This window comes from Catellatospora sichuanensis (assembly GCF_007483665.1).
GTDB lineage: Bacteria > Actinomycetota > Actinomycetes > Mycobacteriales > Micromonosporaceae > Catellatospora > Catellatospora sichuanensis.
This window is the reverse complement of sequence record NZ_VIQO01000013.1, coordinates 260,349-287,035: the sequence shown is the minus strand read 5'-3', so window position 1 is coordinate 287,035 and position 26,687 is coordinate 260,349. Positions and strand designations below refer to the sequence as shown.

Here is a 26,687-nt window from a genome sequence, read left to right as displayed (position 1 = left end):
CCCTGAAGCGCCGTGGGGCGCACACTCCGTCACGGAGCGTGCGCCCCACGGCGCTTTTGGTAGCCATGGACGGTCGTAACGATCACGGAGCGCAGGCCGCCGCGACCGTGAGTGAAATTTCTCCACACCTGGTTGCAGTCGGCTGACGGGCATCTAAGCTGACGCCCAGTCAGGCGAGCAGCCGCCCCCGGTAACCCCCGCCGCGGGGCTCGGCGCCGCCGCCTCCTCACTGGGAGTCACCCATGTCTGGACGCCACATCCGGCACGGCTGGGATGCCCCCGAGGCACCCGCCCGCCGGCCCGGCCTGTTCGGTCGCCGCGCCGTACGGATTCCCGTCATCATCATCAGCGCCCTGTCCGTGTGCGGCCTCGCCACCGTGGTGCTGCGCTCGGTCAGCGCCGACGCCGACGGCTGCGGCAGCGCCGGCATCACCCTGACCGTCGCCGCCGATCCGGCCGTCGCGCCGGCCCTCACCGAGATCGGTGCCCGCTGGAGCGCCACCAGCCCGATGGTCGGCGAGGACTGCGTCCGCGTCGAGGTCATCGAGAAGGCGTCGTACGAGCTGGCCAACTCGCTGGGCACCTGGGCGGGCGGCTCGATCGACGTGGCGGGCAAGCCCGCGCCCACCCCGGCCGACTCCGAGCTGCCCGTGGTCTGGGTGCCTGACTCGTCGTACTGGCTGGGCCGGGTGCGCGCGGTGGACCGGGACATCTTCGACGCCGCCGCCCCGTCCGTGGCCGCCAGCCCGGTGGTGCTCGCCGTGCCGGAGACCGTCGCCCGGGGCCTGTCCGACAAGCTCGCCGCGGGCGTCGACGCGACGATGCTCAAGAGCCTGCTGTTCAGCAAGACGCCCGCGCTCAAGCTGGGTGTGGTCGAGCCGCGCCGCGACACGGCGGGCATGGTCGGCGCGATGATGCTGTCCGATGCGGTCGTCGCCTCCGAAGCGGATCTGCCCGCGCTCGTCGCGGTGTACCGAGGCATCGGCGGTCCGGTCGCGGACACCGGGGCGCTGTGGAAGGCGTACGCCGCCGGCATGACCGGCGCGCCGGTCAGCGAGCAGGCCGTGATCGCCTACAACGCCGCCACGCCCAAGGCCCCGATGGCCGCGATCAGCCTGGCCCAGGCGCCGACGCTGGACTTCCCGTTCGCCGTGCGGGCCCGCCAGCCCCGTCCGCTGGCCGCCGCCGCGGCGCTGTTCTCGCAGGCACTGCGCAGCGGCGACTACAAGTCGGTCTTCGCGGAGAAGGGCCTGCGCTCGCCGGAGGGTGAGGCTTCCACGGGCTTCCCCACCGGGCACGGCGTCACCTCGAACAACGTCTTCGTGCAGCCGCTCAACGACATGACCAAGGTCCGCGGCGCGATGACGGTCTGGGTCGCCGCGAAGACACCGTCCCGCGTGATCGCGCTGGTCGACGCGACCTCGTCGATGGGCCGCACGATGACCGGCGGCGGCAACACGGCCGTGCGGATGCAGGTGCTGCGCAGCGCCGCGGAGAAGGGCCTGCGGCTGTTCACCGACGAGAGCGAGGTCGGCCTCTGGGCCTTCGCCGGCAAGGGCCACGCGCCCCTGGTGCCGCTGGGCGAGCTGACCAAGTCGCAGCGCGACAAGCTGAACGGGGCCGTCCAGCACGCCGCGCCCTCACCGACCGACGTCAGCCCGCTCTACGCCTCGATCCTCGCCGGGTACGGCGAGCTGATCAAGGGATACGACCCGAGCCGCAGCAACACGCTGGTGGTTTTCACCGACGGCCGGGACAGCTCCGGCATGCAGCTGCGGGCGATGCAGCGCGAGCTGGAGAAGCTGGCCGACGTGACCAAGCCGGTCCGGGTCGTGCTGCTGGGCCTCGGCCCGGACGTCAAGCTGTCCGACCTGCAGGCCCTCGCCGACACCACCGGCGGCGTGGCGTTCCAGGTCACCGACCCCAGCCAGATGCAAGCAATCTTCCTCAAGGCCCTGCTCGCCTGATCCACGAACGCCAAGGGGGCACGGCCGCCGGCCGTGCCCCCTCGGCGTTCCCGCCTTGATCATCGGACTTGCCTGGCACCTGCGCGTATCTTGGACCGCCTTCCGCCCAGGTGCCAGGCAAGTCGAATGATCATGATCAGCCGATGTCGACCTTGCTCATGACGACGGTCTCGTCGCCGTGGCCGCCGCGCTTCTTGGCCTGGCGCTCGCGGATGATCTCGATGAAGACCGGGATCAGCGACAGGAACACGATCAGGAACACCATCGGCAGGATGTACTTGTCGATGTGCTCGGGGCCGCCGATCGCGCTGATGATCTGCTCGGCGAGCAGGTAGCCGGCCAGCAGGATGCCGTCGACCCAGAGGATCGCGCCGATCACGTTCCACACGAAGAACTGCTTGGCCGGCATGCCCAGCACGCCCGCGACCGGGTTCATGAAGGTGCGCACGATCGGGATGAACCGGGCCAGCACGATGGCCTTGCGCGGCCCGAACTTCTCGAAGTAGTGCTCGGCCTTGCGCACGTACTCCTGCTTGAACAGGCGGGAGTCGGGCTTGTTGAACATCTTGGGGCCGTACTTCGCGCCCAGCCAGTGTCCCAGCTGCGCGCCGATGATGGCGCAGAGCGGACCGAGCAGCAGCAGCCAGCCGATCGGCAGCTGGACGCCCTTGGACTCCAGGAAGCCGGAGGCGAACACGCCCGCGATGAACAGCAGCGAGTCGCCGGGCAGGAAGAAGCCGACCATGAGGCCGGTTTCGGCGAACAGGATGAAGCAGACGCCGAAGAGCGCGGCCGGGCCGAACAGGTTCAACCAGTCCGTCGGATCCAGCGGATTGAAGTCGGCGGCGGCCAGCGGGGGCGCGGCCAGGGCCTGGAGAGTGTCGACTACGGTCACGCCGCATAACAGTACCGGGCAATGTTCCGTACCTCCGGACACGTCCTGTGAGTCGAGGAGGTGGCTGTGACGTACGAGGAATTCGTCAACTCGCGACTCGGCGCGCTCGCGCGTTATGCGGTGATGCTCACGGGCGACCAGCACATGGCCCAGGACCTCGTCCAGGAGACGATGGTCCGGGTCCAGCTCAACTGGCGCAGGGTGGCCCGGGCGGAGGCGCCTGAGCGCTACGTCAAGCGCATGATGATCAACCAGTACGTGGACTGGCGGCGCGGTTCCTGGCTGCGCCGGGTGTTCCTGCGGCCCGACGCCGACGCGGCGGTCGCCGTACCCGTCGATCATGCGCAGCGCACCGCGGACCGCGACCTGATCTGGTCCGTGCTCGCCACGCTGCCGCGGCAGCAGCGGGCGGCGCTGGTGCTGCGCTACTACGAGGACCTGCCCGACGCGGAGATCGCCGACATGCTCGGCTGCACGGTCGGCACGGCCCGCGGTTACATCTCGAAGGCGCTGACCCGGTTGCGGGAGTCGGCGGAGCAGCTGAGCCTGGGAGGGGTTCGATGATCGAAGAAGAACTGCGTGAAGCGTTCGCCCGGCACGAGGTCCAGGCGCCCGCGCTCGATCCGCTGCGGCGGGCCATCGACACCCTGGCCGCCCGGCGCCGCCGCCGCCGCATGAAGACCCGCACCGGGGCCGCCGCCGTGCTCGCCGTGCTCGCGCTGGCGTCGCCGGTGCAGCTGTGGCGCAGCGGCGCTCCCGGCGAGGTGATCGATCCCGCGATCGCGACCCTGGCTCCCGTGGTAGCACCGGAGGGGGCGCTGAACCTGCTGCTGCTCGGCCTTGATCAGCACGCTGGCCGCCCGGATGCTCGTGCCGACACGATCATGCTGATTCACGTGCCGGCCGTCGGCGGCAACGCCTACCTGATCTCTTTCGAGCGCGACCTGCTCGTCGACGTGCCCGGCGAGGGCAGGAGCAAGATCAACGGGACTTACCACCTCGGCGGGGCCATCGGCACGAAGCAGGCGGTCGAGCGGCTGACCGGGGTTCGGATCGATGCCGTCGCGGAGGTCAAGTTCGGCGCCGTGCGCTCGATCGCGGACGCGCTCGGCGGCGTTCCGGTCTGCCTGCCCGAGCGTGTGAAGTCACATCACACCGGGGTGATCTACCCAGCGGGTTGCCGGACCTACCGCGGTGCGGAGGCGACGGACCTGCTCCGGCAGCGTTTCGGCATGTCCAACGGGGCGTATGACCGGGACCGCGTCGGCCAGCGGGTGGTCCGTGGACTGGCGCAGAAGGCGGGCGAACTCGACCTGCTACGGGACGCGGAAACGCTGACCCGACTGGTGCGTACACCCGGACTCCGGCTGCACACCGGTGACCTCAGCCTGCTCGGGTTGGCGTTGCGGCTGGACCGGATCGAGTGGTCGGACATCATCGGGATCAGCCAGCCGACGTTCCGCCAGCGCACAGTGAACGACCTCACCGCCGGTGAGCACCTTGATCCCGTGGTGGCACCGAAGCTGTTCGCCGCGCTGCGCGCCGACACCCTGGACGCCTTCGTCCTCACGCACCCGGACTGGGTACTGCCTCAGGAGTAGTCCTCGTCGGCGGGCACGGCCGCCACGTTCTGCTCGATCTTGTCCCACTCGGAGGCCGGCGGCACCGGCTCGTCCGGCTCTCCGAGTGGCTCCTCGGGAAGCGCGTTGCTGATGTCCTCGGCGTCCGCCAGGGGATCCGCCGGCGTCGACTGCTCGAGCGCGTCGGCTTCGGGCACGTCGTCGGCGTACGCGTTCCCTGCCACGTTCTCGGTCATTGTTTCACGGTATGACTCGCCTGTGATATTCGCCAGCAGATGTGGGTTTCGGCGTAGAAGATGACCGTATGGGCTTTCTGATCCGCTGGGTGATCAACGCAGTAGCGCTCTGGGTCACCACACTGGTCGTCTCCGGCATCGAGATCACCGCCGCTACCACCGTGCGCAGCATCCTGACCCTCATCGTGGTAGCGCTGATCTTCGGCCTGGTCAACGCGATCCTGAAGCCCGTCATACACCTGCTCGGCTGCGTCTTCTACGTGATCACGCTGGGCCTGTTCGCACTTTTCGTCAACGCGGCGCTGTTCCTGCTCGTGGACTGGCTGGCCACCGTGTTCAAGCTGCCGTTCGAGATCAACGGATTCTGGCCCGCGTTCTGGGGCGCCATCGTCATGGGCATCGTGAGCTGGGCACTCAGCCTGCTGGTGCCGGACGGGGACGAGGGCTGACGGGTCGGGTGGGGCCGATTCGCCAGGTCAAGTGACGTAGGCAATACTCCTGTAACGAGGACATCGCGGTCTTCCCGCAGCCATCGGGCGCGGCGACGCGCACCGCCGCGGCCATCCGCGTCACTGCACGCACGCTAGGAGCGTTCACAGATGCCTATCGCATCCCCTGAGGTCTACGCCGAGATGCTCGACCGCGCCAAGGCCGGCGCGTTCGCCTACCCCGCGATCAACGTCTCCTCCTCGCAGACGCTGCACGCTGCGCTGCAGGGCTTCGCGGAGGCCGAGAGCGACGGGATCATCCAGGTCTCGACCGGCGGCGCCGAGTACCTGTCCGGCCCGACCATCAAGGACATGGTCAGCGGCTCGGTCGCCTTCGCCGCGTTCGCGCACGAGGTGGCCAAGAAGTACTCGGTCAACGTCGCGCTGCACACCGACCACTGCCCCAAGAACAAGCTGGACGGCTTCGTCCGCCCGCTGCTCGCGATCTCCAAGGAGCGCGTGGCCCGAGGCGAGAACCCGCTGTTCCAGTCGCACATGTGGGACGGCTCGGCCGTGCCGCTGGACGAGAACCTGCAGATCGCCGAGGAGCTGCTGGCCCTCACCCACGCCGCGAAGATCGTCCTCGAGATCGAGGTCGGCGTCGTGGGTGGCGAGGAGGACGGCGTCGTCGGCGCGATCGACGAGAAGCTGTACTCGACCGTCGAGGACGCGCTGGCCACCGCCGCCGCGCTGGGCCTGGGTGAGAAGGGCCGGTACATGACCGCCCTCACCTTCGGCAACGTGCACGGCGTCTACAAGCCGGGCAACGTCAAGCTCCGCCCGGAGATCCTCAAGGAGATCCAGGAGCAGGTCGGCGCGAAGTACGGCAAGGAGAAGCCGTTCGACCTGGTGTTCCACGGCGGCTCGGGCTCGCTGCTGTCGGAGATCCGCGACGCGTGCGACTACGGCGTGGTCAAGATGAACGTCGACACCGACACCCAGTACGCGTTCACCCGCCCGGTCGCCGACCACATGCTGCGCAACTACGAGGGCGTGCTGAAGGTCGACGGCGAGGTCGGCAACAAGAAGCAGTACGACCCGCGCGCGTGGGGCAAGGCCGCCGAGGCCGGCATGGCCGCCCGCGTTGCCCAGGCCTGCCAGGACCTGCGCTCCACCGGCACCCGGATCAAGTAATCCGCCACCCGCGGGCCGCTCCGGTCCGCGGGTTGGCACAAGATCGCCGAATGCGGTCATGATCTGCGCTTCCATTGCAGATCATGACCGCATTTCACGATCCCGGCGTGTTCCGCCGCGCGCGTGTCGACCCGGGTCCCCGCTTAACCTGACGGGAATCGGTACGATCGTCCGAATCCGCGTCTCAGGGCAGGAGGTCCGCACGTGCTGGGCATCGACGGGTACGACCCGGTCTGGCACCACGATGCCGGTGCGCTGGCGGCGGCGCACCGTAACCGCTTCGCCCGGATCATCGGACAGCCGCTGGTCGGCTCCTGGCTGGTGTGGGACCTGGACTCCGAGGCCTGGTTCACCGGCGGCCCCGTGGTGTTCGGCTTCCCCGACGCCAACCTGGAGATCACCCACCGCAAGTTCGACGAGTGCGCGATCAGCTGGGACACCATCGACCTGCAGGCCCAGCTCGACTGGCCCGGTCTGCGCCTGGACTGGTGGGCCGACACCCACCCGGCCATCCTGTCGGCCCGCGGCCGCGCGCTGACCCGGGTCAACATCATCGAACGGATCAGCCCCACCGCCTGGCGCCCGCACGTGCTGCACGCGCTCGAATTCTTCTTCGGCGACCTGCGCATCGCCCTGTTCAACGCGATGGACGAGAACGGCCTCACCGGCGAGCCCGAGGTCAACCTGCCGGTCGGCTTCTGGCGCAGAATCCCGGTCGCGTAGCGGGTCGGCCGGCCAGTCGCGTAAGCGGGCCGGCCGGCGTTCGTCCTGCTCGCGTGTGGTGCGAGGTTAAGAAGGGCACCTTCCTCTACGCAGAGCGATGTGAAGGTGCCCTTCCTTTCACTCGCAGAGGATGGTCAGGGCCTCGTCGACGTCGTCGGTGACGTGGACCAGGTCGGCCAGGGCGGCGCCGTTGAGGAGGGTGCGCAGAAGTTCCGTGACTGGCAGCTGCTCGGTCCAGAAGCGACGGCCGAGGAAGACGAACGGGCCGCTGTCGCCGTCGGTGGCGTAGTAGGTCTTCGTGGCGGCCTGGAAGACCTCCTGCACGGTGCCCGCCCGGCCCGGGGCGAACACGATGCCGCCGCGGGCCGCCTTCAGGATCACGTCCTCCCGGATCGCGTTCGAGAAGTATTTTGCGATCTGGCCCGCGAACACGTTGGCCGGCTCGTGGCCGTAGAGCCAGGTCGGCACGGACAGGCCGCCCGCCCACGGGTCCGCCGCCGGGAACTCGGCCAGCACGTGCAGCGCGACCTTCGTGTACGGGTCGTGCGCATGGAAGTCCGGCTCCGCGGCCAGCCGGCCGATCGCCTCGTCCAGCGCCGCCGCCGGGTACGCGGCCAGGTAGGAGCCCAGGTTCGCGGCCTCCATGACACCGGGGCCGCCGCCGGTCAGCACCAGGCGGCCGTGCCCGCCCAGCGCGTGGCCGATCGCCGCCGCCATCCGGTACGCGTCGCTGCCGCGCACTTCGGCGTGCCCGCCCATGATGCCGATGCGCCGCCGGGGCTCGATCGCGGCCAGGGCGTCGTGCAGTGCGTTGTCGATGCCGTGGTCGTGCAGCCGCTGCGCCAGCGCCTCCCGGACCCCCGCGTTCGGGCCGCCCTCGGCGACGAAGTGCCGGTACACCCGGGTGTCGTACATGCCCGCGAAGCCGCCCTCGGCGAACCCGGCGGTCAGGTCGGCGGCCGTGTAGAGGCGCGCCGGATGCGTCGGGTACGGCACCCAGTCGGCCACCGGCACCACGTGCGCGCCCCGGCGCACCAGCGCAGCCTCCGCGGCCAGGCTCGGGAACGTGCAGCCGATGAAAACCGCATCCTTCACCCTGATCCGGGACAGGTCGGCGCCGATGGTCAGCCCCTGCACCGTCAGCCCGGCCAGGCTCTTCTCGGCCAGCCGTTCGGCCAGCTCCTCCAGAGATTCGATCTCCAACGGGGTCGCAGCAGACATCAGGCGAGTATGCCCGTGACGAAACCCTCAGCGCAGCGCGGGGACATCGGCACCCGAGCCGGGTTGAATGTCCGTATGCAGAACCTGATGCCCGAACCTCCTGCCACGCTGCTGCCCGCCGACGAGGCGGCCGACGCCGCGCTGGCCGCAGCCGAGGACCCGACCTCCGTCGCCGCGGCGCACCCGACGTACAGCGCAGCCTGGGCCGCGCTGGCGCAGCTCGCGCTGACCGCAGGGCAGCCCGTTCCGGCGTACGCGTTCGCCCGTACCGGATACCACCGCGGCCTGGACCAGCTGCGCCGCGCGGGTTGGAAGGGCCACGGCCCCGTACCGTGGTCGCACGAGCCCAACCAGGGCTTCCTGCGCTGCCTGCACGCGCTCTCGGTCGCCGCCGCCGAGATCGGCGAGGCCGACGAGGCCGCCCGCTGCGCCCAGTTCCTGCGCGACTGCGACCCGTCCGCCTTCGACGCCCTCAACTCCTGAGGCACGGGCGGGCGCTTACCAGGCCGTGCTCTGCGCGGCCAGCGCCCGCCCCACTCCGGCGGAGCCCCCGGTTACAAGCCCTCGGCGACCGACGCGGCGATACGCAGCCACGCGTCCTGGGACTCTTCGGTGAGCCGCCCGTAGTCGATCGGCTCACCGGAGTCGAGCATGCGCTCGTACGGCGCGATGAGCACGGCCCGGGTGCGCGCGGCGAAGTGCCGTTCGATGGCGGGGATGTCCAGCTCGCGGCGGCTCGGCGGCAGCGAGACGATGGTGACGGCCTGCCGGACCAGGCGGCTGCGGCCGGTCTGCTCCAGGTGGTCGAGCATCCGGGCGGCGGTCTCCGCCGAGTCGTTGCGGGCGGACATGGTGACCACGAGCTGGTCGGTTGCGTCGATGGCGGCCTGCCAGTTCTCGGCCCGCACGTTGTTGCCCGTGTCCACCATGATCAGCTTGTAGAAGCGGCTGACCACCTCGCGGATCTCCGCGAAGGCGTGCGCGGTGAGCATCTCGCCCGCGGTGGCGGACTCGTCCGAGGCGAGCACCTCGAACATGCCGTCGCCCTGCGAACGCACGTACTGGGACAGGTCGCCGACGCGGCTCTGCGAGCCCTGGAACTGGTGCAGGTCGCGCATCAGGTCGCGCACCGTACGCGAGTGGAAGTCCTGCTGGGAGCGCATGCCGAGGGTGCCCTGGGTCTCGTTGTTGTCCCAGGCCAGCACGTACCCGCCGCGCTTGCGGCCGAACGTCATCGCCAGCAGCAGCACGGCCACGGTCTTGCCCGCGCCGCCCTTCGGGTTGACCACGGTGATCTGCCGCAGCCCGCCGAAGTTGCGCCGGACCAGGTCGGTGGCGCGGCGGATCTCCTGCTCGCGCTGCCCGGGGCTCAGGTTGAGCAGGCCGAACGTGGACTTGCGCAGCGCGGCCTGGATACCCATGTGGGCGACCGGATCGGCGGGGCGGGTGGCCCGTCGGCGGGCGAACTCCTCGGCCGTGGGCAGGTAGACCTCGCCGCCGGGGCCGGGCTGCTGCGGCGCGCCGAACTGCGGCGGCGCGGGGGCCGGCGTGGTGGGCAGCGGCGGGATGTGCGGTGACGGCGACACCGGCCATACGCCCGGTGCGGTCTGCGGCGGAGGCACGGCCGTGACGGCCGGCCGGGGCGGGGGCACCGCGGCGGTCGCGGACGCAGGCCTGGCGCCCGAATCGGCGACCGGCGTCGCCGCCTCGGGAGCGGGCAAGGGTACCGCCGCGCGTGCTTCAGCGGGCGGGAAAGGCACGGCCGCGCGCGCCTCGGCGGGTGGGAAAGGTGTGGTCGCCCGCGGTTCGGCGGGCGGGACCGGCACTGTCGCGCGGGCCTCGACGGGTGCCGCGGCGCGGGCTTCGACGGGTGCCGCGGCGCGGGCCTCGGCGGCCCGTGTCGGCGCGCCCGCACGGGGGTCGGCCGGTGGCGCGGGCACGGCAGGCCCGGCCTGCGGTGCCGCCTGAGCCGTCGGCGGGGCCGGAACGGGCGGCGGCGGGATCGGCGGGGCCGCCTGCTGCGGGGGCAGCGGGATGGGCGCGCTGTGCGGCTGCACCGGCACTGCCGTCGGCGGCAGCGGCACCGCGGTGCGCTCGCGCTGCGGCAGGGGCGGCAGTGGCACCTGCATGGTGCGGGTCAGGTCGGCGCCGCCCGCCACCGGCTGCGGGCCCGCGAGCGGGATGCCCGCCTGCGGGGCCGGGACCGCCATCGGCACGCCGGCCATGGGTTGGTCCGGTCGTGGCACCGCGGCGGACGCTCGGGCGCCCTGGCCGCGCACGATCGGCTTGCTGTCCTCAGCGGGGCCGCTGATCTCGTCCGGCGGCCACTCCCATTCCGTCATCGCCATCACTCCCCAGTGCCGTCTGCCCCTGCAGCCTAGTCAGTGCGCACACCCCGGCAGGAGGTCCCGTCAGCCGGTATAGACGGCCCACGCCGCAGGCTCCACCCACCAGGAGCGCTTTCGGGTCAGCTCGCCCGATACCCCGTCGTCGGCGAACGGAACCTGCGCGTCGCGCGGGGTCACCGACACCGCCCGGCCGCGCGCCCGACGCACCTCGATCCGCAGCCGCGGCGTACCGAACAGCGGCTTGTGCCGGACCGGCACCGCGACCGCGACATCGATCACACCGTCGGCCGGGTCGGCGGCGGTCAGCAGCGGCAGCCCGTCCAGCAGGGTCGCCCCCGAGCCGTTCGCGACCGCGACCGCGAGCAGCGGCTCCGCGCCGTCGGTCAGTACCGCATCGTCGACCTCCACCCGGCCCGCCCACTGCACCGGCTGACCGTCCTCGGTCGAACCGGCCAGCAGCACGCCGTCGAGCGTCACCGAGCCGCCGTCGTGACGCAGCAGGTCCAGCCGCCGGGCCCGGTCGCCGAGCACCGCCGCAGCCACCGCGGCCGGCTCCCGGGGCAGGCCGAGCTGCGCCGCGAAGTCCACCGCGGCCGCATCGATCGGCAGCACCGCGAGCGCGGGCAGATCCGGCACGGTACGCCCGGCGGGCAGCTCGGCGGGGCGCTTCGACGGGGCCGGGGCATACCGGCGCACCAGGCGGCGCAGTACATGGCGCAACTGCCCGTCGTCGGTGACCGCAATCACCAGCCGGGTCTTGCCGTCGGCGTCCGGCCAGGTCAGGCCGTCCTCGCGGGGCGGCCCGTCGAGCCGCGCCAGCACCTGGTCGATCTCGGTGTCGGAGCAGGCCACCACGGTCTCCACCCGGGCCCCGGCGGCCCGCAGCGCGTCCGCGCAGTGGAGCACCGGCACCCGGGGGCGCGGCGCGTCGCTGTGACCGTCGCCGCAGCCGTCGGAACCACAGCAGCCGCCTTCAGGCTCCGCCATGCTCAGCAGCACCACGTCATACACCGTGCGTCGTCCTCTCCGGGGTTCCGGCCTTGCCCGGGCATGCGCGCCCGATCAAGCTGTTAGCCTGGCACCCCGGGGTCACCACAGCCGTGGGCGGCCCGCGGCTCGCCTAGGAGGCGAAGGAAAGATGCCAGCGATCGTGCTTCTCGGCGCCCAGTGGGGCGACGAGGGCAAAGGCAAGGTTACCGACCTGCTCGGATCACGAGTGGACTACGTCGTCCGCTTCTCCGGAGGCAACAACGCCGGCCATACCGTGGTCACCCCGGACGGCCAGAAGTTCGCCCTCCACCTGATGCCGAGCGGCGCGCTGCACCCCAACGCGGAGATCGTCCTCGGCAACGGCGTCGTGATCGACCCGAAGGTGCTGCTGGCCGAGATCGACGGCCTGGCCGAGCGCGGCGTGGACGTGTCCCGCCTGCTGATCTCCGCCGACGCGCACCTGGTCATGCCCCACCACCGGGCGCTGGACCGGGTCGTCGAGCGCTACCTGGGCACCGCCCGCATCGGCACCACGGGCCGCGGCATCGGCCCCGCCTACGGCGACAAGGTCGCCCGCATGGGCATCCGGGTGCAGGACCTGCTCGACCCCGGCATCCTCCGGCAGAAGCTGGAGCTGGTGCTGCGGGAGAAGAACCAGATCCTGTTCAAGGTCTACAACCGCAAGGGCTTCGACGTCGACGCCGTGGTCGAGGAGTACCTCACCTACGCGGAGCGGCTCAAGCCGTTCATCGCCGACACCCGCCTGATCCTGAACAGGGCCCTCGAAGACGGCAAGACCGTGTTCATGGAGGGCGCGCAGGCCACCCTGCTCGACCTCGACCACGGCACGTATCCGTTCGTCACCTCGTCGAACCCGACCGCGGGCGGCGCCTGCGTGGGCGCGGGCATCGCGCCGACCCGGATCAGCTCCGTGATCGGCGTCATCAAGGCCTACACCACACGTGTCGGCGCGGGCCCGTTCCCGACCGAGCTGCACGACGACATGGGCGAGCACCTGCGCAAGACCGGCGGGGAGTACGGCACGACCACCGGCCGCCCGCGCCGCTGCGGCTGGTTCGACGCCGTCATCGGCCGCTACGCGGTCCGCGTCAACGGCATCACCGACCTCGTCGTCACCAAGCTCGACATCCTGTCGGGCCTGGAGCAGGTCCCCGTCTGCATCGGCTACGAGGTCGACGGCGAGCACCTCACCGAGATGCCCATGACCCAAACCGCCTTCCACCACGCCAAACCCATCTACGAATACCTCCCCGGCTGGTTCGAAGACATCTCCAAGGCCCGCGACTTCGCCGAACTCCCCAACAACGCCCAGCGCTACATAGAACGCCTCGAAGAACTCTGCGGCACCCGCATCTCGATGATCGGCGTAGGCCCCGGCCGCGACGAAAACGTAGTCCGCCACGACATGCTGGCCCTCTAGCTGGGTTGATCATGAACTTATGGCACGGCTCGACGGTGTGTCGCTGCCATAAGTTCATGATCGAACCGGGGACGGTCCTGGTTGTCCACAGGGGTTGTCCACAGGGGTTGTGAGCTGGGTCTGGGCGGCTCAGGCTGACGGATGTGCTTGCTGTGCAACGCCTTGCCGAGCGGCAGGATGGTCTGATCACCGCTGCCCAGTGTCGCGACCTGGAGTTATCCACCGCTTCTGTCAAGAATTTCCTCCGTCGGGGAGTCTGGCGGGCGCTGAGCCGCGGCGTCTACCTGGTTGATGCCGATATGCGTGGTGTGCCCGACTCGCCACGGGCGCTCGTCCGGGCGGCGGTGCTGAGCGCCGGGCCGAACGCTGTCGCAGTGCTGGAGAGTGCCGCGGCGGTGCACGGGTTGCAGGGTTTGCGTCCGCAGACCCGGTTGCACGTCAGCCTGCCGGGCAAGATGGCGGTGCCGCGGCGGCTGACCGACGCAACCGTGGTGCCGCACCAGCTGACCCTGGCCGCCGAGCATGTCACCGTGGTCGACGGCATCGCGGTGACGTCGGTGCGGCGTACCGTCGCGGATCTGCTCCTGAGACTCGACCGCCTGGCTGCGGTGTCGGTCCTCGACTCGGCGCTCCACCTGGGATTGCTCACCGAGGAGGACCTCACGGAGTTGCCGCGGCTCATGTTCGGCCGACGGGGAGCCGCGACGGCGCGGACCTGGATCGAGCAGGCGGACGGGCGGGCGGAGTCGCCGCTGGAGACCCGGGCGCGCCTGCGCTGCGCGGATGGCGGCGTGCCGCCTGACGAACTGCAGGCGGTGATCACCGGCGCGTCCGGCCAGGTGCTCGCCCGCGTCGACATGCTGTGGCGCGCGGCGCGGCTGATCGGCGAGGCCGACGGCGGCGAGGTCCACGACCGCCCCGAAGCCGTATACCGCGACCGCCAACGCCAGAACGACCTCGTCAACGCCGGCTACCGCGTCATCCGCCTCACCTGGCCCGACACCCAGGATCCCCAACTGATCCCCCGCACCGTCCGGCGCGCGCTCGCATCGACGCCGCAGGGTGATCATGAGGTTGTGGACATGAATCGCCGTCGACCCGTGCCATAAGTTCATGATCAACCCGGAAGGTAGGGTGGGGGTGTGCGGGTACTCGTGGTTGGTGGTGGGGGGCGGGAGCACGCCCTGGTGCTGGGGTTGGTGCGGGATCCGGGGGTAACCGCCGTGATCGTGGCGCCGGGGAGTCCGGGGATCGCGGAGGTGGCCACCGAACTGCGGGAGGTGGACATCCTGTCGCCGGAGGCCGTGGCGGGGCTCGCGGTGGAGGTCGAGGCCGACCTGGTGGTCGTGGGGCCGGAGGCGCCGCTGGTGGCAGGGGTCGCCGACGCGGTACGCGCCAAGGGCATCCCGTGTTTCGGTCCGTCGGGCAGCGCCGCGCGGCTCGAGGGCTCCAAGGATTTCGCCAAGCAGGTCATGACCGCCGCCAAGGTGCCGACCGCGCGTGCCTTCACGTGCGAGACGGCCGAGGAGGCGGCGCGGGCGCTGGACACGTTCGGTGCGCCGTACGTGGTGAAGAACGACGGACTGGCCGCGGGCAAGGGCGTCGTCGTCACCGACGACCGTGCCGCCGCGCTGGCCCACGCCGCCGAGTGCGGGCGGGTCGTCATCGAGGAGTACCTCGACGGGCCCGAGGTGTCGCTGTTCGTGGTGACCGACGGCGTGACCGCGGTGCCGCTGCTGCCCGCGCAGGACTTCAAGCGCATCGGCGACGGCGACGCCGGTCCGAACACCGGTGGCATGGGGGCGTACGCGCCGCTGCCGTGGTCGCCGCCGAACCTGGTCGAGCACGTCATGGCGACCGTGGCCCACCCGACACTGCAGCAGATGCGCGACGCGGGCACCCCGTTCTCCGGCCTGCTCTACATCGGTCTGGCGATCACCGAGGGCGGCCCGAAGGTGATCGAGTTCAACGCGCGTTTCGGCGACCCGGAGACGCAGTCGGTGCTGGCGCTGCTCGACACCCCGCTGGGCGGGCTGCTGTACGCGGCGGCCACCGGCGAGCTGGCGGGACACTCCGCCCTGCAGTGGAAGGATGCCTTCTCGGTGACCGTGGTGCTGGCCAGTGCCGGGTATCCGGCGAGCGCGCGTACCGGGGACGAGATCACCGGCGCGGAGGGGCTGATCCACGCGGGCACCAGGCGCGACGCGGACGGCGTGCTGCGCACGGCCGGCGGGCGGGTGCTGTGCGCGACGGCGACGGGGCACGACCTGCATGCGGCACGGGCGGCGGCGTACGAGCTGGTGTCGCACGTGGAGCTGGCGGGCGGGCAGTACCGCACCGACATCGCCCTGGCGGCCGAGGAGGGCCGCGTCGTCTCCCCCTGGCGCTGACGAGCCCCTGACCTGCCGAAACACGAGTGGACCGTTAAGAAGGGCACCTTCTACAACGCATAGCGTTAAGAAGGTGCCCTTCCTTTACATCGTGCGGAGGAGGCGGGGGATGACCTTGCCGGTGGCGGTGCGGGGGAGTTCGGGGACGAAGTGGACGTCGCGGGGGACGCTGAAGCGGGCCAGGTAGTGGCGTACGTACTCGCGGACCTCGTCGGTGTCGAGGTGCTGGCCGGGGTGTAGGACCAGGTAGGCGGCCAGGCGCTGGCCGTATTCGGGGTCGGCGACGCCGATCACGGCCGCCTCGCGGACCTGTGGGAGCTGACTGAGCAGTTCCTCGACAGGGCGGGGGAAGACGTTCTCGCCGCCGGAGACGACCATGTCGTCGGCGCGGCCGTCCACGTAGAGCAGGCCTTCGGCGTCGAGGTGGCCCAGGTCGCCGGTGCCTAGCATGCCGTCGGGGCGGTCGCCGGGCGGCGGCGGGACGCCGGGGCCGCGGGTGTATCCCTCGAACAGCATCTCGTTGCCGACGTGGATCTCGCCGATGCGGCCGCGGGGCACGGGCAGGCCGGTCGGGTCGAGGATCGCGATCCGGGTGCCGTGCGGGGGCCGGCCCGCGGTTCCGGGGTCGCGGCGCAGGTCGGCGGGGGTGGCGATGGACGCCCAGGAGGCCTCGGTGGAGCCGTACAGGTTGTAGAGGCAGTCGCCCCAGGTGTCCATGAACCGGGTGGCCAGGCCACCGGGCAGGGCTGATCCGCTGACCGCGACGACACGTGGCGGCTTCGCGGGCACCGCGCCCGCCTCGACCAGCCGCTGCAGCATCACCGGCACGGCGAACAGGGCGGTGCACCCGTGCACGTCGACGGCGTGCGCGGTGGCCGTCGGCTCGAACCGGCGCTGCAGCACCACGGTGGCGCGCATGGCCAGGGAGAGCTGGAGCGCGGCGTACCCCCAGGTGTGGAACAGGGGCGCGGAGATCAGGATGCGCTCGCCGACCTTCAGGGGTATGCGGTCGATGATGGAGACCAGCGGTCCGAAGCCCGGCGGGGTGGGTCGCCGGGCGCCCTTGGGCGCGCCGGTGGTGCCGGAGGTGAGCACGATGGTGCGGCCCGCCCGGCTGACGTCGGACCAGCGGCCCTGCGACGGGGTGTCCGCGACCAGCGCGTCGACCCGGGACTCGTCGAGCCGCTCGCACGGCACGGCCGCGGCGACCGGCGCGAACTCGCGATCGTGGATGAGCAGGCGCAGTTGCTGCTGCTCGGCCACGGCGGTGAGCTGCGGCGCGGACAGCGCGGTGTTGACCAGGACGGCGTCCGCGCCGAGCAGTGAGCAGGCGACCATGGCCTCGATCAGGCCGACGTGGTTGCGGCACATCAGGCCGACGCGTACGCCGGGCGCCACGCCCCGGGTGCCGCCGAGCGCGACGGCGAGGCGCTGGGCGCGGTGCAGGAGCTGGCGGTAGGTGATCGCCCCGCGGTGCTCGTCGATGACGGCGGTGCGGTGCGGGTCGCGGGCCTCGGCGGCGCGCAGCTCGCCGGCGAGGGTGAAGCCCCACCGGCGCAGCGTGTTGAGCTGGTCGGCGACGCGGGTCGGGCTGCCGGGGCTGAGCAGCCCGCGGCGGGCCAGGGTGCGGACAATGAAGAGCAGGTCCACGACGGTGAGGCCTCTCGTTCGATCGTCAGGGTTACCCGGATATTACTGATCGGTAACTGTAAAGTGAAGACGGCGGCCCGCCGAAGCGGACCGCCGTCTATGGGTGAAGCGGCGTCAGCGCAGCGAGGCGCCCGTGATGGCACGCGCGATCACCAGACGCTGGATCTCGCTCGTGCCCTCGAAGATCGTGTAGATCTTGGCGTCGCGGTACCACCGCTCCACCGGATGCTCACGCAGGTAACCCGCGCCGCCGAGGATCTGCAGCGCCTTCTCGGTCACCGACACCGCGACCTCGCCCGCCTTGAGCTTGGACATCGAGCCCTCGCCCGCGGTGAAGGGCCGGTTGTTGCGGCCCATCCAGGCCGCCCGGTACACCAGCAGCCGCGCGGCGTCGATCTCCAGGCGCATGTCGGCCAGCGCGAACGCGATCGCCTGGTTCTCCACGATGGGCTTGCCGAACTGCACCCGCGTCTTGGCGTACTCCAGCGCGTACTCGTACGCCGCCCGCGCGATGCCCAGCGCCTGCGCGCCGACCGCGGGCCGGGACAGTTCGAACGTGCGCATCGAGGCCTGGCCCGAGGAGCGCTGCCCGGACCGCGCCCGCGCCAGCCGCTCGTCGAGCTTCTCCTTGCCGCCCAGCACGCAGTTGCCGGGCACCCGGACCTCGTCCAGGAACACGTCGGCCGTGTGTGAGGCACGGATGCCGAGCTTGCGCAGCTTGCGGGCGGTGTGCAGGCCCTTGCTGCCGGGCGGCACGATGAACGCGGCCTGCCCGCGCGAGCCCAGTTCCGGGTCGACGACGGCGGTCACCACGTGCACGTTGGCGATGCCGCCGTTGGTGGCGTACGCCTTCTGCCCGGTGAGCACCCACTCGTCGGTGGCCTGGTCGTACACCGCGCGGGTGCGCATGGCGCCCACGTCGGAGCCGGCCTCCGGCTCGGTCGAGCAGAACGCGGCGACCTTCGGGTCCTCCTTGGTGCCGAAGCACTGCGGCACCCATTCGGCCATCTGGTCGGGGGTGCCGGAGCCGAAGATCCCGGCGACCGCGAGGGAGGTGCCCATGATGGCCAGCCCGATGCCGGCGTCACCCCAGAACAGCTCCTCGCTGGCGATGCACATGGACAGGCCGCTCGGGTCCGCCCAGAGGTTGGCCAGGAACTCGAAGTCGTACAGGCCGATCTTCGCGGCTTCGGCGATGACGGGCCAGGGAGTCTCCTCCCGCTCGTCCCACTCCGCGGCGGCCGGGCGCACGACCTGCTCGGCGAAGCCGTGCACCCAGTCCCGCAGATCCCGCTGCTCCTCGTTCAGATCGAGCGAGAACTCCATGCCGGTCATGCTCGTCGCCCGCTTCGCGAACGACGACCATGACCTTCCCAGGGCCTCATGTTGAGCTCGCTACGCTCGCTCAAGCTCAGGCCTTGGGGATGTTGAAGAGGTTGGCGATGTTGGCCGCGAGCGCCAGGTCGCCCTTGGCCTTGAGCTTGCCGGTCATGAACATCATGACGGGGTTGCCGTTGCCGGAGACGACCTTGAGGAAGTCCGCCGGGCCCACGGTCACGGCGAGCTTGGGCTCGTTGACCGGGGTCTCGGACAGGGTGCAGGCGCCCTTGGAGATGACCAGCTCGTAGGTGTCCGAGCCGCCGTCGGCGGCACCCGTGATGATCCAGTGGATGACGGCCTCGGTGGTGCCCGCGCGATCCGGGCGGAACAGGCCGGGCATGCGGCGGAAGATCTCGTCCAGCACCTTCGTCCGCAGGTCGCCGCTGAGCACCTCGTTCAGCTGGGCGTCAGACGCGTTCTTGACCAGCGACGCGAACTGCGCCGGGTCGAGAGAGCTGAAGTCAGACAGGTCGAAGTCGGCCATGATGTCCTCCAAAAACATTGAAACTTACTCGTGCGTAACCTTACGACGGAGTAGGTAGGCTGGCAAGGTGCAGAGCAGACCACTTCCTCCAGGTGACGACGCGCCGGCTGGCCCACGCGCCGGAGACACCCCGCGCGGCCGGGTGCCGCGGGCGGAACGCGAGCAGCAGATGCTCGACGCCGCGGTGCTGGTGTTCTCCCGCCGGGGATTCCATCACGCCAACATGGACGAGATCGCCGAACTGTCCGGCGTGTCCAAGCCCATGGTGTACGCGTACCTCGGCACGAAGGAGGAGCTGTTCATCGCCTGCCTGCGCCGCGAGTCGGCGCGCCTGGTCAGCGGCCTGGCCGCGGCGGCCGATCCCACCCTCCCTCCGGACCGGCAACTGTGGCAGGGGTTCAAAGGTTTCTTCGAGTTCGTCGGCGCGCACCGCGACGGCTGGTCGGTGCTCTACCGGCAGGCCCGCACCCAGCAGCCGTTCTCGGTGGAGGTCGCCGCGATGCGCGAGACGGTCGTCGAGGTGATCACCGATCGCCTCGACGGGGCGCTGCGCCTGGAAGGGCGGCAGGTCAAACCCGACGACCTCACCGCCATGGCGCTGACGCTGGTCGGCGCGAGCGAGTCGCTCGCCGACTGGCTCGCCGACCACCCCGACGAAGACCCCGGGCGTACGGCGACGCGCCTGATGAACGCCGTCTGGCTCGGCGCGGACCAACTCATGCGCGGAGTGGCCTGGCGTCCACCGGCCTGACCCGGCATCCGAGAAAGGCCCGCTCACCTGGGTGAGCGGGCCTTTCGTCACGGGGGAGCCGGTCCGGTGGTGCTGCACGGGGGGACAGCACCGCCAGGACCGACTCCGGTCCACCAGCCCGGTCGGCTGGGAGATGCGGTCAGCTCGCCGCCGGGCTCGGTGTGGTGGTGGGGCGAAGCACGGCACAGGCCTGCATCGCCGCCGCCACCTTCGGATCGGCGGTCGCGAGCTGCTGCCCGGGTGTGAACTCCACACCGCGTTCAGCGAGGCAGTTGCGGTACGCCGCGTTGGCCCCGTTGTCGCCCCGGTTGCCACCGAAGCCTCCTCCGGGTCCGCCGCTGGGGCGTACCGCTACGCAAGCCTGCTGTGCCTGCTGCCATTTCTCGGCGTCCACGCCGTCCGGTGCCCGCATACCCCCGCCGGGGCCGCCGAAACCACCCGGCTGCCCGCTGGGGCGTACGGTCGGCCGGGCGGTCGGCTGGTTCGTGGGCCGGGCGGTCGGCGCACCGGACGGTCTGCCCTGTCCCTGCCCCTGTCCGAAGCCCTCCGGCAGGGTGATGCCCTGTTCCTTCAGGCATGCGGTGTACGCGGCGAACCCGCTCGCCTGCCCGCCGGAGGCGGTCTGATCGGTGGTGTCGTCGCCGGAACCGCAGGCCGCGGCGAGGCCGAGCACGGCGATCGCGACGGCGGCGGTGAGGGCGGCGCGGGGGTGTCTCATCGGCGTCTTCACTTGCGCGAGCCTGCGCGCCGCGGCTCAGGGCTCGCTCGACCGAACCTCAGGATGGGCTGGGAGTGGCGGCTTTGAGGTGGCTCCGAGGTTGGCTGAAGCGATCACCGAGCGGCGGCCGCGAGACTCCCGGCCATGACGTTCGTGGTGCGCGGAAGACGACGCCGGTGGGTGGCCGCGGGCGCGGCGGTGCTCATCGCCGCCGCGGTGGTGACAGTGGTCGTGGTGCAGGGCGGTGACCCGGCCCCGGCGGCCGCGGCGACGGTCGAGGTGCAGCGGGGCGAGGTCACCTCGTCGGTCGCGGCATCGGGCAAGGTGTCCCCCGTCGCCACCCGCGAGCTGGCCTTCTCCGTCGCGGGCACGCTCACCGCGGTGCTGGTGAAGCCGGGCGACGAGGTGGCGGCCGGGCAGGACCTGGCGAGGATCGACGACGCCGACGCGCGGGAGGCCCGGGACGACGCGGCCAATGCGCTGTCCGAGGCCGCGCAGGCCCTCGCCGACGCCCAGGACGCCGCCGACACCGCCGACACGACGACGAACTGCACCTCGGCCCGCGGCGCGGCGTTCGGGGCGAACCAGACCGCCGTCTCGGCGACGGTGGTGACAACCAGGTCCGACGTCTCGGTGACGGCGGTGAGCGCCGTGCTGCTGACGCATCCGGCCATCGCGGCTGCCACCGGGACGGCGGCGTCGGCCGTCTCCGCCACGGTGTCCGCGTCGGGCACGGCGTCCGCGACGCCCGTCGGCACTGCGGTGAGCACGGTCAGCCCGTCTCCATGGGTCTCCCCTTCGCCGTCCGGCAGCCCGTCTCCGCAGCCCTCGGCCTCGCCGACACCGTCGGCCAAACCGTCCCGCACCCCCGTGCCGAGCACGGGCTCCGGCAGCTGCCCGACCGGCGGGTCGTCGAACGGCTCCAGCGGGGGTTCCGGGCGCGGTGGCCAGGGCGGGGATGCGATCTACTCCGCCCAGGTCGCGGTGAACGAGGCCGAGGCCGACCTGACCAGGGCCGAGCGCAACCTGGCCGGTACGACGATCACGGCTCCGGTCGCGGCCAAGGTGCTCACCGTCGGCGGCCGGGCCGGGGACGCGGCGAGCACCGCGACCTTCATCACGCTCGGCGTCGTCGCCACGATGATGGTCGAGGCCGAGTTCGCCGAGGCCGACACGGTGAGCCTGGCCGTCGGACAGCCCGCCACGGTGACCCTCGCCAACCGCCCCGACGAGACCCTTCCCGCCACCATCGCCCAGGTCGCCGCCACCGGCACGGCCACCGGCACGCTGGTGCGCTACCACGTACTGCTGGCGTTCGACGGAGCGCCGGAAGGGCTGCTCATCGGGCAGAGCGCCACCGCGGGCGTCGTGCTCGACCGCGCCGAGGGCCTCCTCCTCCCGCAGTCCGCGGTCCGCGTCACCGGCGACGGCACCGGCGAGGTGAAACTCCCCGACGGCACCGCCCGCACGATCGGCATCGGCCTACGCGGCGACGGCGACGTCACCATCACCTCCGGCCTCACCGAAGGCGAAGAAGTCCGCCTCAACGCCCGCTCATAACCCCTCCCCCACCCGGGCGATCTTGCGCGGGCTGTACGACACGCTCAAAGCGGTCAAATGGGCAGGTTCGCGCAAGATCGTCGTGATCATGGTGCGGCGGCGTTCACGATGTTCCGATCGCGCTACCAGCGTTCTCCGAGGTAAGACGGATACAACGGGCTCACAGGCAGTGTCGAGGTGACAGGGAGCTGACGGTGACGCAGCAGCAGGAGCGGGCACGGACCAAGGTGCTGGTCGTGGACGACGAGGCCAACATCTGCGCGCTGCTGTCGGCCACGCTGCGTCTGGTCGAGTTCGATGTGCGGGTCGCGAACACCGGCCGGGACGCGCTCATCGCGGCCGAGGAGTTCCAGCCCGATCTGGTCGTGCTCGACGTGATGCTGCCCGACCTGGACGGCTTCGAGGTCGCGCGGCAACTGCGCGCCGATGGCCGGGGGCCGGACAACGCCCTGGTGCCCGTGCTGTTCCTGACCGCCCGGCACTCCGTGGAGGACCGCATCTCCGGCCTGACCGTCGGCGCGGACGACTACGTCACCAAACCGTTCAGCCTGGAGGAGGTCGTGCTGCGCATCCGGGCCATCCTGCGGCGCAGCCGGCCCGGCGGCGAGCATGCCGACAGCGGCGTGCTCCGCTACGCCGACCTGGAGCTGCACGAGGACGCGCACGAGGTGCGCCGGGGCGGCAAGCTCGTCGACCTCTCCCCGACCGAGTTCAACCTGCTGCGCTACCTGCTCGTCAACGCGGGCCGGGTGGTCTCGAAGGCGCAGATCCTGGACCGGGTGTGGAGCTACGACTTCGGCGGCGACGGCCGCATCGTCGAGTCGTACGTCTACTACCTGCGCAAGAAGGTCGACAAGTGGGACCCGCCGCTGATCCACACCGTCCGCGGCGTCGGGTACGCGCTGCGCCTGCCCCGAGGTGGCCAGGAATGATCCGCCCACCGTGGCGCCGGTGGACCCTGCGTACCCGGATGGTGGTCGCGGTGGTCGCGCTCGCCGGGGTGGCCCTGCTCATCACCGACTTCGTCGCCGCCACGACCCTGCGCCACTACCTGGCGCAGCAGCTCGACGAGGACGTGAGACGGCTGAACGGCGGTCTCGAACGCTTCGGTGGCCCCGGCCCCGGCGGGTTCGGCAACCGGCCACAGCCGAGCTCGGAGGCGACGCCGAAGCCGCCCGGCCGGGACACTGGACAACCCGGCCCGGCGGTGCCGAGCCCGGTCGGCACCGTGCAGCCGAGCCCCACTGCGACGTCGCAGGCGAGCCCGTCACCTGCCGTGGTCGGCGACAACTGCAACGGGCCGCAGACCACGAACGGCGGCTGGCGGCTGCCGCCGGCGCAGGGCGACACGATCGTGATCGCCTACGACGCACAGGGGCAGATCTCCTGGTGCCTGAGTGGTGGCAGCACCGTCGCGCAGGGTCCACAGCTCACCTTCGACCAGATCAAGTCACACGCTCAGGCAGGGGGGCCGCGGGAGCGGGCCACTCTGTTCACCGCGACCAGCGCCTCGGGCCAGGACTTCCGGGTCGCCGCGAGCCAGGCGCCGGGCGGCTATCGCGTCGCGGCGATCTCGCTGGACCGGGTCGAGAGCACCGCGAACCTGGTGCTCCTGCTCGGGCTGGGCGTGGGGGCGCTGGTGCTGCTGGGACTGGGCTTCGCGGCGTACAGCGTGGTCCGGATCGGGCTGCGGCCGCTGACCAACATGGAGCACGCCGCGGCGCAGATCGCCGGCGGCGACCTGACCGCACGGGTGCCCGACCCCGACCCGCACACCGAACCCGGCCGGCTCGGGCTGGCGCTGAACACCATGCTGTCGCGCATCGAGGCGGCGGTGACCGCGCGCGCCGCGTCCGAGCAGCGGCTGCGGCAGTTCCTCGCGGACGCCTCGCACGAGCTGCGCACCCCCCTCACTTCGATCCGCGGCTTCGCCGAGTTGTACCGGCGCGGTGGCGCGCCGCCAGGCCCGGAGTTGGACGAGACGATGTCCCGCATCGAGCAGGAGGCCGGCCGGATGGGCCTACTGGTCGAGGACCTGCTGCTGCTGGCCGCGCTGGACGAGGAACGCCCGTTGCAGCAGTCCCGGGTGGACCTGCTGGCGGTCGCGGCCGACACCGTCCGCGACGCGCACGTGCGCAGCCCGGGGCGAACCGTCGAGCTGGCCGGGTTCGAGCCGGTCGGCGTGCAGGGCGACGAGCACCGGCTGCGCCAGGTGGTGACGAACCTGGTGGCGAACGCGCTCCAGCACACCCCGCGCGACGCCCGGGTCACCCTGCGGGTGAGCCACCGCGGCGGCGAGTCCCTTGACGAGCCGTTCGAGCTGCCGGTGGCCCGCGACAGCGGCCCGGTGGTCGCCTCGGTCGGCGCAGAGCTGGATCCGGACCTGCCGGTCGCCGTGGTGGAGGTCGAGGACACCGGGCCGGGAGTGCCGCCCGAGCACGCCGCCCGCATCTTCGAGCGGCTGTACCGCGCCGATCCGCACCGTGCCCGCAGCCACGGTGGTGCGGGCCTGGGCCTGGCCATCGCCTCGGCGATCGTCAAGGCCCACGGCGGCCGCATCGAGCTGGCCACCTCCCCGGGCGTCGGCTCGACGTTCCGCGTCCTCCTGCCGCTTGCTGCTTAACGCGCATCACCGCCCTTGTCTGATACCCGGAGGGCCTCTGGGTATCAGACAAGGGCTCTTTTGATACTTGAGTACCAAAGGTCGACGGCTGAGGCTCCAAGCTCATTCCGAGGTTGGTGGGAGGTCGCGTCGAGGGCGGGTCGCGACGATGCGTGCCATGCGATTGCGGCGAGGCATCCCGCTCGGGCGGACCACACTGATCAACAGCGCTCTCGGGCTGCTGCTGGTCGGTGGCGGCACCTGGGCGTACTTCATGATCAGCGGAGACGCGGCCCCGGCCGAGGCGAATACGACCCGCACCGTGGCGGTGGCCCAGGGCACGGTGACCGCGACGGTCACCGCCGACGGGTCGATCGAGTCGGCGAACACCATGTCGGCCGACTTCGCCACCGGCGGCACCGTCACCGCGATCAGGGTGAAGGTCGGTGACAAGGTCGCCAAGGGCGCGGTGCTGGCCACCGTGGACGCGACCGAGGTGAAGGAGAGCCTGGGCACCGCCGAGCGCAATCTCGACGCGGCCCGCGACGCGCTGGACCGGGCCGAGGACGGCGGTGACGACAGCAGCATCGCCAACGCCGAGAACCAGGTGGACCAGGCGGAGTCCGCGGTCGCCGCGGCCCAGCGGTCGGTCGCCGGCACCGTGCTCAAGGCCCCCATGGCCGGCACCGTCGTCGCGGTCAGCGGCGCGGTCGGCGGCTCCTCGGGCGGCTCGTCCGGAGGCGGCAACGGCGCGACGTCCTCATCGTCGAGCGGCTCCGGGTTCGTGCAGCTGGCCGACCTGACGAAGCTGCAGGTGACGGCAGGTGTCGCCGAGGCGGACGCGACCCGGTTGAAGATCGGGCAGTCCGCGAAGGTCACCTGGAACGCGCTGACCGGCGCCACCGCGAGCGGCAAGGTGTCGGCGATCTCGCCCACCGCCTCCAGCGGCAACACGGTGACGTACCCGATCGAGGTGCTGCTGGACAGCATTCCCGAGGGCACCCGGCTCGGGCAGACGGTGAGCCTCTCGGTGACCGTCGACGAGGTGGCCGACGCGGTGTATGTGCCTGCCGCGGCGGTGCGCACGGCTGGTGGCCGGACCACCGTGCTCGTGGTGAAGGACGGCGTACAGGAGACCCGGGCGGTCGAGATCGGGCTCAAGGGCGACGCGTACACGGTGATCGTCTCCGGGGTGACCGTGGGCGAGCAGGTCGTGTTGGCCACCGTGACCAGCGGCACCGGTAACCAGCAGCAGTTCCCGGGCGGCGGTCCGGGCGGCGGCCTCACCGGTGGCGGCTTCGGCGGCAACACCGGCAACCGGCCCGGTGCCGGCGGTGGTGGGCGATGACGGCCCCCGGCCGCGAGCAGCGGCCCGTCCTCGACGTCGTGGACCTGGTCAAGACGTACGGCGAGGGCGAGACGGCGGTGCACGCCCTGGCCGGGGTCTCGCTGACCGTCGCGCCCGGCGACTACGTGGCCATCATGGGCTCGTCGGGCTCCGGCAAGTCCACCCTGATGAACATCCTCGGCTGCCTGGACGTGCCCACCTCCGGCACGTACCGGCTGGACGGGGTCGACGTCAGCGAGCTGAACGAGTCGCAGCTGGCGCTGGTCCGCAACCGCCGGATCGGGTTCGTGTTCCAGTCCTTCAACCTGATCGCCCGGACCAGCGCGCTGGCCAACGTGGAGCTGCCGCTGGCGTACGCCGGGATCAAGCCCGCCGTGCGCCGCGAGCAGGCGCTCGCCGCGCTGGACATGGTGGGTCTTGCCAACCGGGCCGACCATGACCCGAACCAGCTCTCCGGCGGTCAGCAGCAGCGGGTGGCGGTGGCCCGTGCGCTGGTCAGCCAGCCGGCGCTGCTGCTGGCCGACGAGCCGACCGGCAACCTGGACAGCCGCTCCACCAGGGACGTGCTGAGCATCCTGGACGGGCTGAACGCGCAGGGCCGCACCATCGTGCTGATCACGCACGAGGACGAGGTGGCCGCCCACGCGCACCGAACCATCCGCCTGGTCGACGGCCTGGTCGTGTCCGACGTACGCCGCCGCGACATCACACCGGTAGGGGTCATGGCATGAGCGAGCGCAGTGAGCGGATCATGTCGGCGCCGACTCATGCCGACGCCGAG

General features: G+C 71.4%; 25 protein-coding genes. 16 read left to right on the top strand and 9 right to left on the bottom strand.

Annotated features, from left to right (window positions below):
• Nucleotides 1–242: 242 nt before the first annotated feature.
• The gene (locus FLL47_RS26320; RefSeq protein ID WP_144123246.1) at nucleotides 243–1,967 is read left to right on the top strand and encodes a VWA domain-containing protein; all 1,725 of its coding nucleotides are present in this window, start codon (nucleotides 243–245) and stop codon (nucleotides 1,965–1,967) included.
• A gap of 136 nt (nucleotides 1,968–2,103) precedes the next feature.
• On the opposite strand, the gene FLL47_RS26315 is transcribed toward FLL47_RS26320, so the two are convergent.
• Nucleotides 2,104–2,862: a DedA family protein gene (locus FLL47_RS26315; protein WP_246158612.1), complete on the bottom strand. Its 759-nt coding sequence runs from the start codon at nucleotides 2,860–2,862 to the stop codon at nucleotides 2,104–2,106.
• A 66-nt stretch (nucleotides 2,863–2,928) separates the two neighbouring features.
• Here FLL47_RS26315 and FLL47_RS26310 point away from each other — a divergent pair, with 66 nt between their 5' ends.
• Nucleotides 2,929–3,426 (top strand): SigE family RNA polymerase sigma factor, encoded by a 498-nt coding sequence (locus tag FLL47_RS26310; RefSeq protein WP_144123244.1) that lies wholly within the window; start codon nucleotides 2,929–2,931, stop codon nucleotides 3,424–3,426.
• A complete protein-coding gene (locus FLL47_RS26305; RefSeq protein WP_144123242.1) occupies nucleotides 3,423–4,463 on the top strand; it encodes an LCP family protein in 1,041 nt (346 codons plus the stop codon). The genes FLL47_RS26310 and FLL47_RS26305 overlap by 4 nt, the downstream gene beginning before the upstream one ends.
• On the opposite strand, the gene FLL47_RS26300 is transcribed toward FLL47_RS26305, so the two are convergent.
• Nucleotides 4,454–4,678 carry a hypothetical protein gene (locus tag FLL47_RS26300; protein ID WP_144123240.1) on the bottom strand — a complete coding sequence of 75 codons (225 nt, stop codon included), beginning with the start codon at nucleotides 4,676–4,678 and terminating at the stop codon, nucleotides 4,454–4,456. The two genes, FLL47_RS26305 and FLL47_RS26300, sit on opposite strands and share 10 nt — an antisense overlap.
• 68 nt (nucleotides 4,679–4,746) lie before the next feature.
• On the opposite strand from FLL47_RS26300, the gene FLL47_RS26295 reads away from it, so the two are divergent.
• From FLL47_RS26295 to FLL47_RS26285, 3 genes are all read left to right on the top strand, one after another.
• Entirely contained in the window at nucleotides 4,747–5,127 is a 381-nt protein-coding gene (locus FLL47_RS26295) for a phage holin family protein (protein ID WP_144123238.1), read from the top strand.
• Nucleotides 5,128–5,277: 150 nt separating this feature from the next.
• The gene (fbaA, locus tag FLL47_RS26290) at nucleotides 5,278–6,300 is read left to right on the top strand and encodes a class II fructose-bisphosphate aldolase (protein ID WP_144123236.1); all 1,023 of its coding nucleotides are present in this window, start codon (nucleotides 5,278–5,280) and stop codon (nucleotides 6,298–6,300) included.
• A gap of 204 nt (nucleotides 6,301–6,504) precedes the next feature.
• Nucleotides 6,505–7,023: a hypothetical protein gene (locus tag FLL47_RS26285; protein ID WP_144123234.1), complete on the top strand. Its 519-nt coding sequence runs from the start codon at nucleotides 6,505–6,507 to the stop codon at nucleotides 7,021–7,023.
• Between the two features lie 117 nt (nucleotides 7,024–7,140).
• On the opposite strand, the gene FLL47_RS26280 is transcribed toward FLL47_RS26285, so the two are convergent.
• Complete coding sequence (locus FLL47_RS26280) at nucleotides 7,141–8,244, bottom strand: LOG family protein (protein WP_144123232.1); 1,104 nt, start codon at nucleotides 8,242–8,244, stop codon at nucleotides 7,141–7,143.
• Between the two features lie 75 nt (nucleotides 8,245–8,319).
• On the opposite strand from FLL47_RS26280, the gene FLL47_RS26275 reads away from it, so the two are divergent.
• Nucleotides 8,320–8,727: a DUF3151 domain-containing protein gene (locus tag FLL47_RS26275; RefSeq protein ID WP_144123425.1), complete on the top strand. Its 408-nt coding sequence runs from the start codon at nucleotides 8,320–8,322 to the stop codon at nucleotides 8,725–8,727.
• 71 nt (nucleotides 8,728–8,798) lie between these two features.
• Here FLL47_RS26275 and FLL47_RS26270 read toward each other — a convergent pair whose 3' ends face one another.
• Nucleotides 8,799–10,586 carry a chromosome partitioning protein gene (locus FLL47_RS26270; RefSeq protein WP_246158610.1) on the bottom strand — a complete coding sequence of 596 codons (1,788 nt, stop codon included), beginning with the start codon at nucleotides 10,584–10,586 and terminating at the stop codon, nucleotides 8,799–8,801.
• A gap of 69 nt (nucleotides 10,587–10,655) precedes the next feature.
• Nucleotides 10,656–11,603 (bottom strand): diacylglycerol kinase family protein, encoded by a 948-nt coding sequence (locus FLL47_RS26265; protein WP_144123230.1) that lies wholly within the window; start codon nucleotides 11,601–11,603, stop codon nucleotides 10,656–10,658.
• A 127-nt stretch (nucleotides 11,604–11,730) separates the two neighbouring features.
• Here FLL47_RS26265 and FLL47_RS26260 point away from each other — a divergent pair, with 127 nt between their 5' ends.
• The 3 genes from FLL47_RS26260 to purD all read left to right on the top strand — a co-directional run bounded on the left by FLL47_RS26260 (nucleotide 11,731) and on the right by purD (nucleotide 15,413).
• Nucleotides 11,731–13,023, top strand: a complete 1,293-nt coding sequence (locus FLL47_RS26260; RefSeq protein WP_144123228.1) for an adenylosuccinate synthase — start codon at nucleotides 11,731–11,733, stop codon at nucleotides 13,021–13,023.
• Nucleotides 13,024–13,166: 143 nt separating this feature from the next.
• Entirely contained in the window at nucleotides 13,167–14,132 is a 966-nt protein-coding gene (locus FLL47_RS26255) for a type IV toxin-antitoxin system AbiEi family antitoxin domain-containing protein (RefSeq protein WP_246158607.1), read from the top strand.
• Nucleotides 14,133–14,165: 33 nt separating this feature from the next.
• Complete coding sequence (gene purD, locus FLL47_RS26250; protein WP_144123226.1) at nucleotides 14,166–15,413, top strand: phosphoribosylamine--glycine ligase; 1,248 nt, start codon at nucleotides 14,166–14,168, stop codon at nucleotides 15,411–15,413.
• A gap of 84 nt (nucleotides 15,414–15,497) precedes the next feature.
• Here the strand turns inward: purD and FLL47_RS26245 are convergent, their stop codons facing one another.
• The 3 genes from FLL47_RS26245 to FLL47_RS26235 all read right to left on the bottom strand — a co-directional run bounded on the left by FLL47_RS26245 (nucleotide 15,498) and on the right by FLL47_RS26235 (nucleotide 18,927).
• Nucleotides 15,498–17,063: an AMP-binding protein gene (locus tag FLL47_RS26245; RefSeq protein ID WP_144123224.1), complete on the bottom strand. Its 1,566-nt coding sequence runs from the start codon at nucleotides 17,061–17,063 to the stop codon at nucleotides 15,498–15,500.
• A 114-nt stretch (nucleotides 17,064–17,177) separates the two neighbouring features.
• Nucleotides 17,178–18,389 (bottom strand): acyl-CoA dehydrogenase family protein, encoded by a 1,212-nt coding sequence (locus FLL47_RS26240; RefSeq protein WP_144123223.1) that lies wholly within the window; start codon nucleotides 18,387–18,389, stop codon nucleotides 17,178–17,180.
• Nucleotides 18,390–18,474: 85 nt separating this feature from the next.
• Nucleotides 18,475–18,927, bottom strand: a complete 453-nt coding sequence (locus FLL47_RS26235) for an SCP2 sterol-binding domain-containing protein (protein ID WP_144123222.1) — start codon at nucleotides 18,925–18,927, stop codon at nucleotides 18,475–18,477.
• A 169-nt stretch (nucleotides 18,928–19,096) separates the two neighbouring features.
• On the opposite strand from FLL47_RS26235, the gene FLL47_RS26230 reads away from it, so the two are divergent.
• Entirely contained in the window at nucleotides 19,097–19,678 is a 582-nt protein-coding gene (locus FLL47_RS26230; protein WP_144123419.1) for a TetR/AcrR family transcriptional regulator, read from the top strand.
• Between the two features lie 139 nt (nucleotides 19,679–19,817).
• Here the strand turns inward: FLL47_RS26230 and FLL47_RS26225 are convergent, their stop codons facing one another.
• Nucleotides 19,818–20,396 (bottom strand): PT domain-containing protein, encoded by a 579-nt coding sequence (locus FLL47_RS26225; RefSeq protein ID WP_144123221.1) that lies wholly within the window; start codon nucleotides 20,394–20,396, stop codon nucleotides 19,818–19,820.
• A 144-nt stretch (nucleotides 20,397–20,540) separates the two neighbouring features.
• Here FLL47_RS26225 and FLL47_RS26220 point away from each other — a divergent pair, with 144 nt between their 5' ends.
• The 5 genes from FLL47_RS26220 to FLL47_RS26200 all read left to right on the top strand — a co-directional run bounded on the left by FLL47_RS26220 (nucleotide 20,541) and on the right by FLL47_RS26200 (nucleotide 26,637).
• Nucleotides 20,541–21,956, top strand: coding sequence for an efflux RND transporter periplasmic adaptor subunit (locus FLL47_RS26220; protein WP_144123220.1), 1,416 nt, complete (start codon nucleotides 20,541–20,543; stop codon nucleotides 21,954–21,956).
• A gap of 194 nt (nucleotides 21,957–22,150) precedes the next feature.
• Nucleotides 22,151–22,888, top strand: coding sequence for a response regulator transcription factor (locus FLL47_RS26215; RefSeq protein ID WP_144123219.1), 738 nt, complete (start codon nucleotides 22,151–22,153; stop codon nucleotides 22,886–22,888).
• On the top strand, nucleotides 22,885–24,579 hold the full coding sequence (locus FLL47_RS26210; RefSeq protein WP_246158604.1) for a sensor histidine kinase: 1,695 nt from the start codon (nucleotides 22,885–22,887) through the stop codon (nucleotides 24,577–24,579). The genes FLL47_RS26215 and FLL47_RS26210 overlap by 4 nt, the downstream gene beginning before the upstream one ends.
• Nucleotides 24,580–24,736: 157 nt before the next feature.
• A complete protein-coding gene (locus FLL47_RS26205) occupies nucleotides 24,737–25,906 on the top strand; it encodes an efflux RND transporter periplasmic adaptor subunit (RefSeq protein WP_144123218.1) in 1,170 nt (389 codons plus the stop codon).
• The gene (locus FLL47_RS26200) at nucleotides 25,903–26,637 is read left to right on the top strand and encodes an ABC transporter ATP-binding protein (protein ID WP_144123217.1); all 735 of its coding nucleotides are present in this window, start codon (nucleotides 25,903–25,905) and stop codon (nucleotides 26,635–26,637) included. Before FLL47_RS26205 ends, FLL47_RS26200 begins: the two co-directional genes overlap by 4 nt.
• Nucleotides 26,638–26,687: the final 50 nt, after the last annotated feature.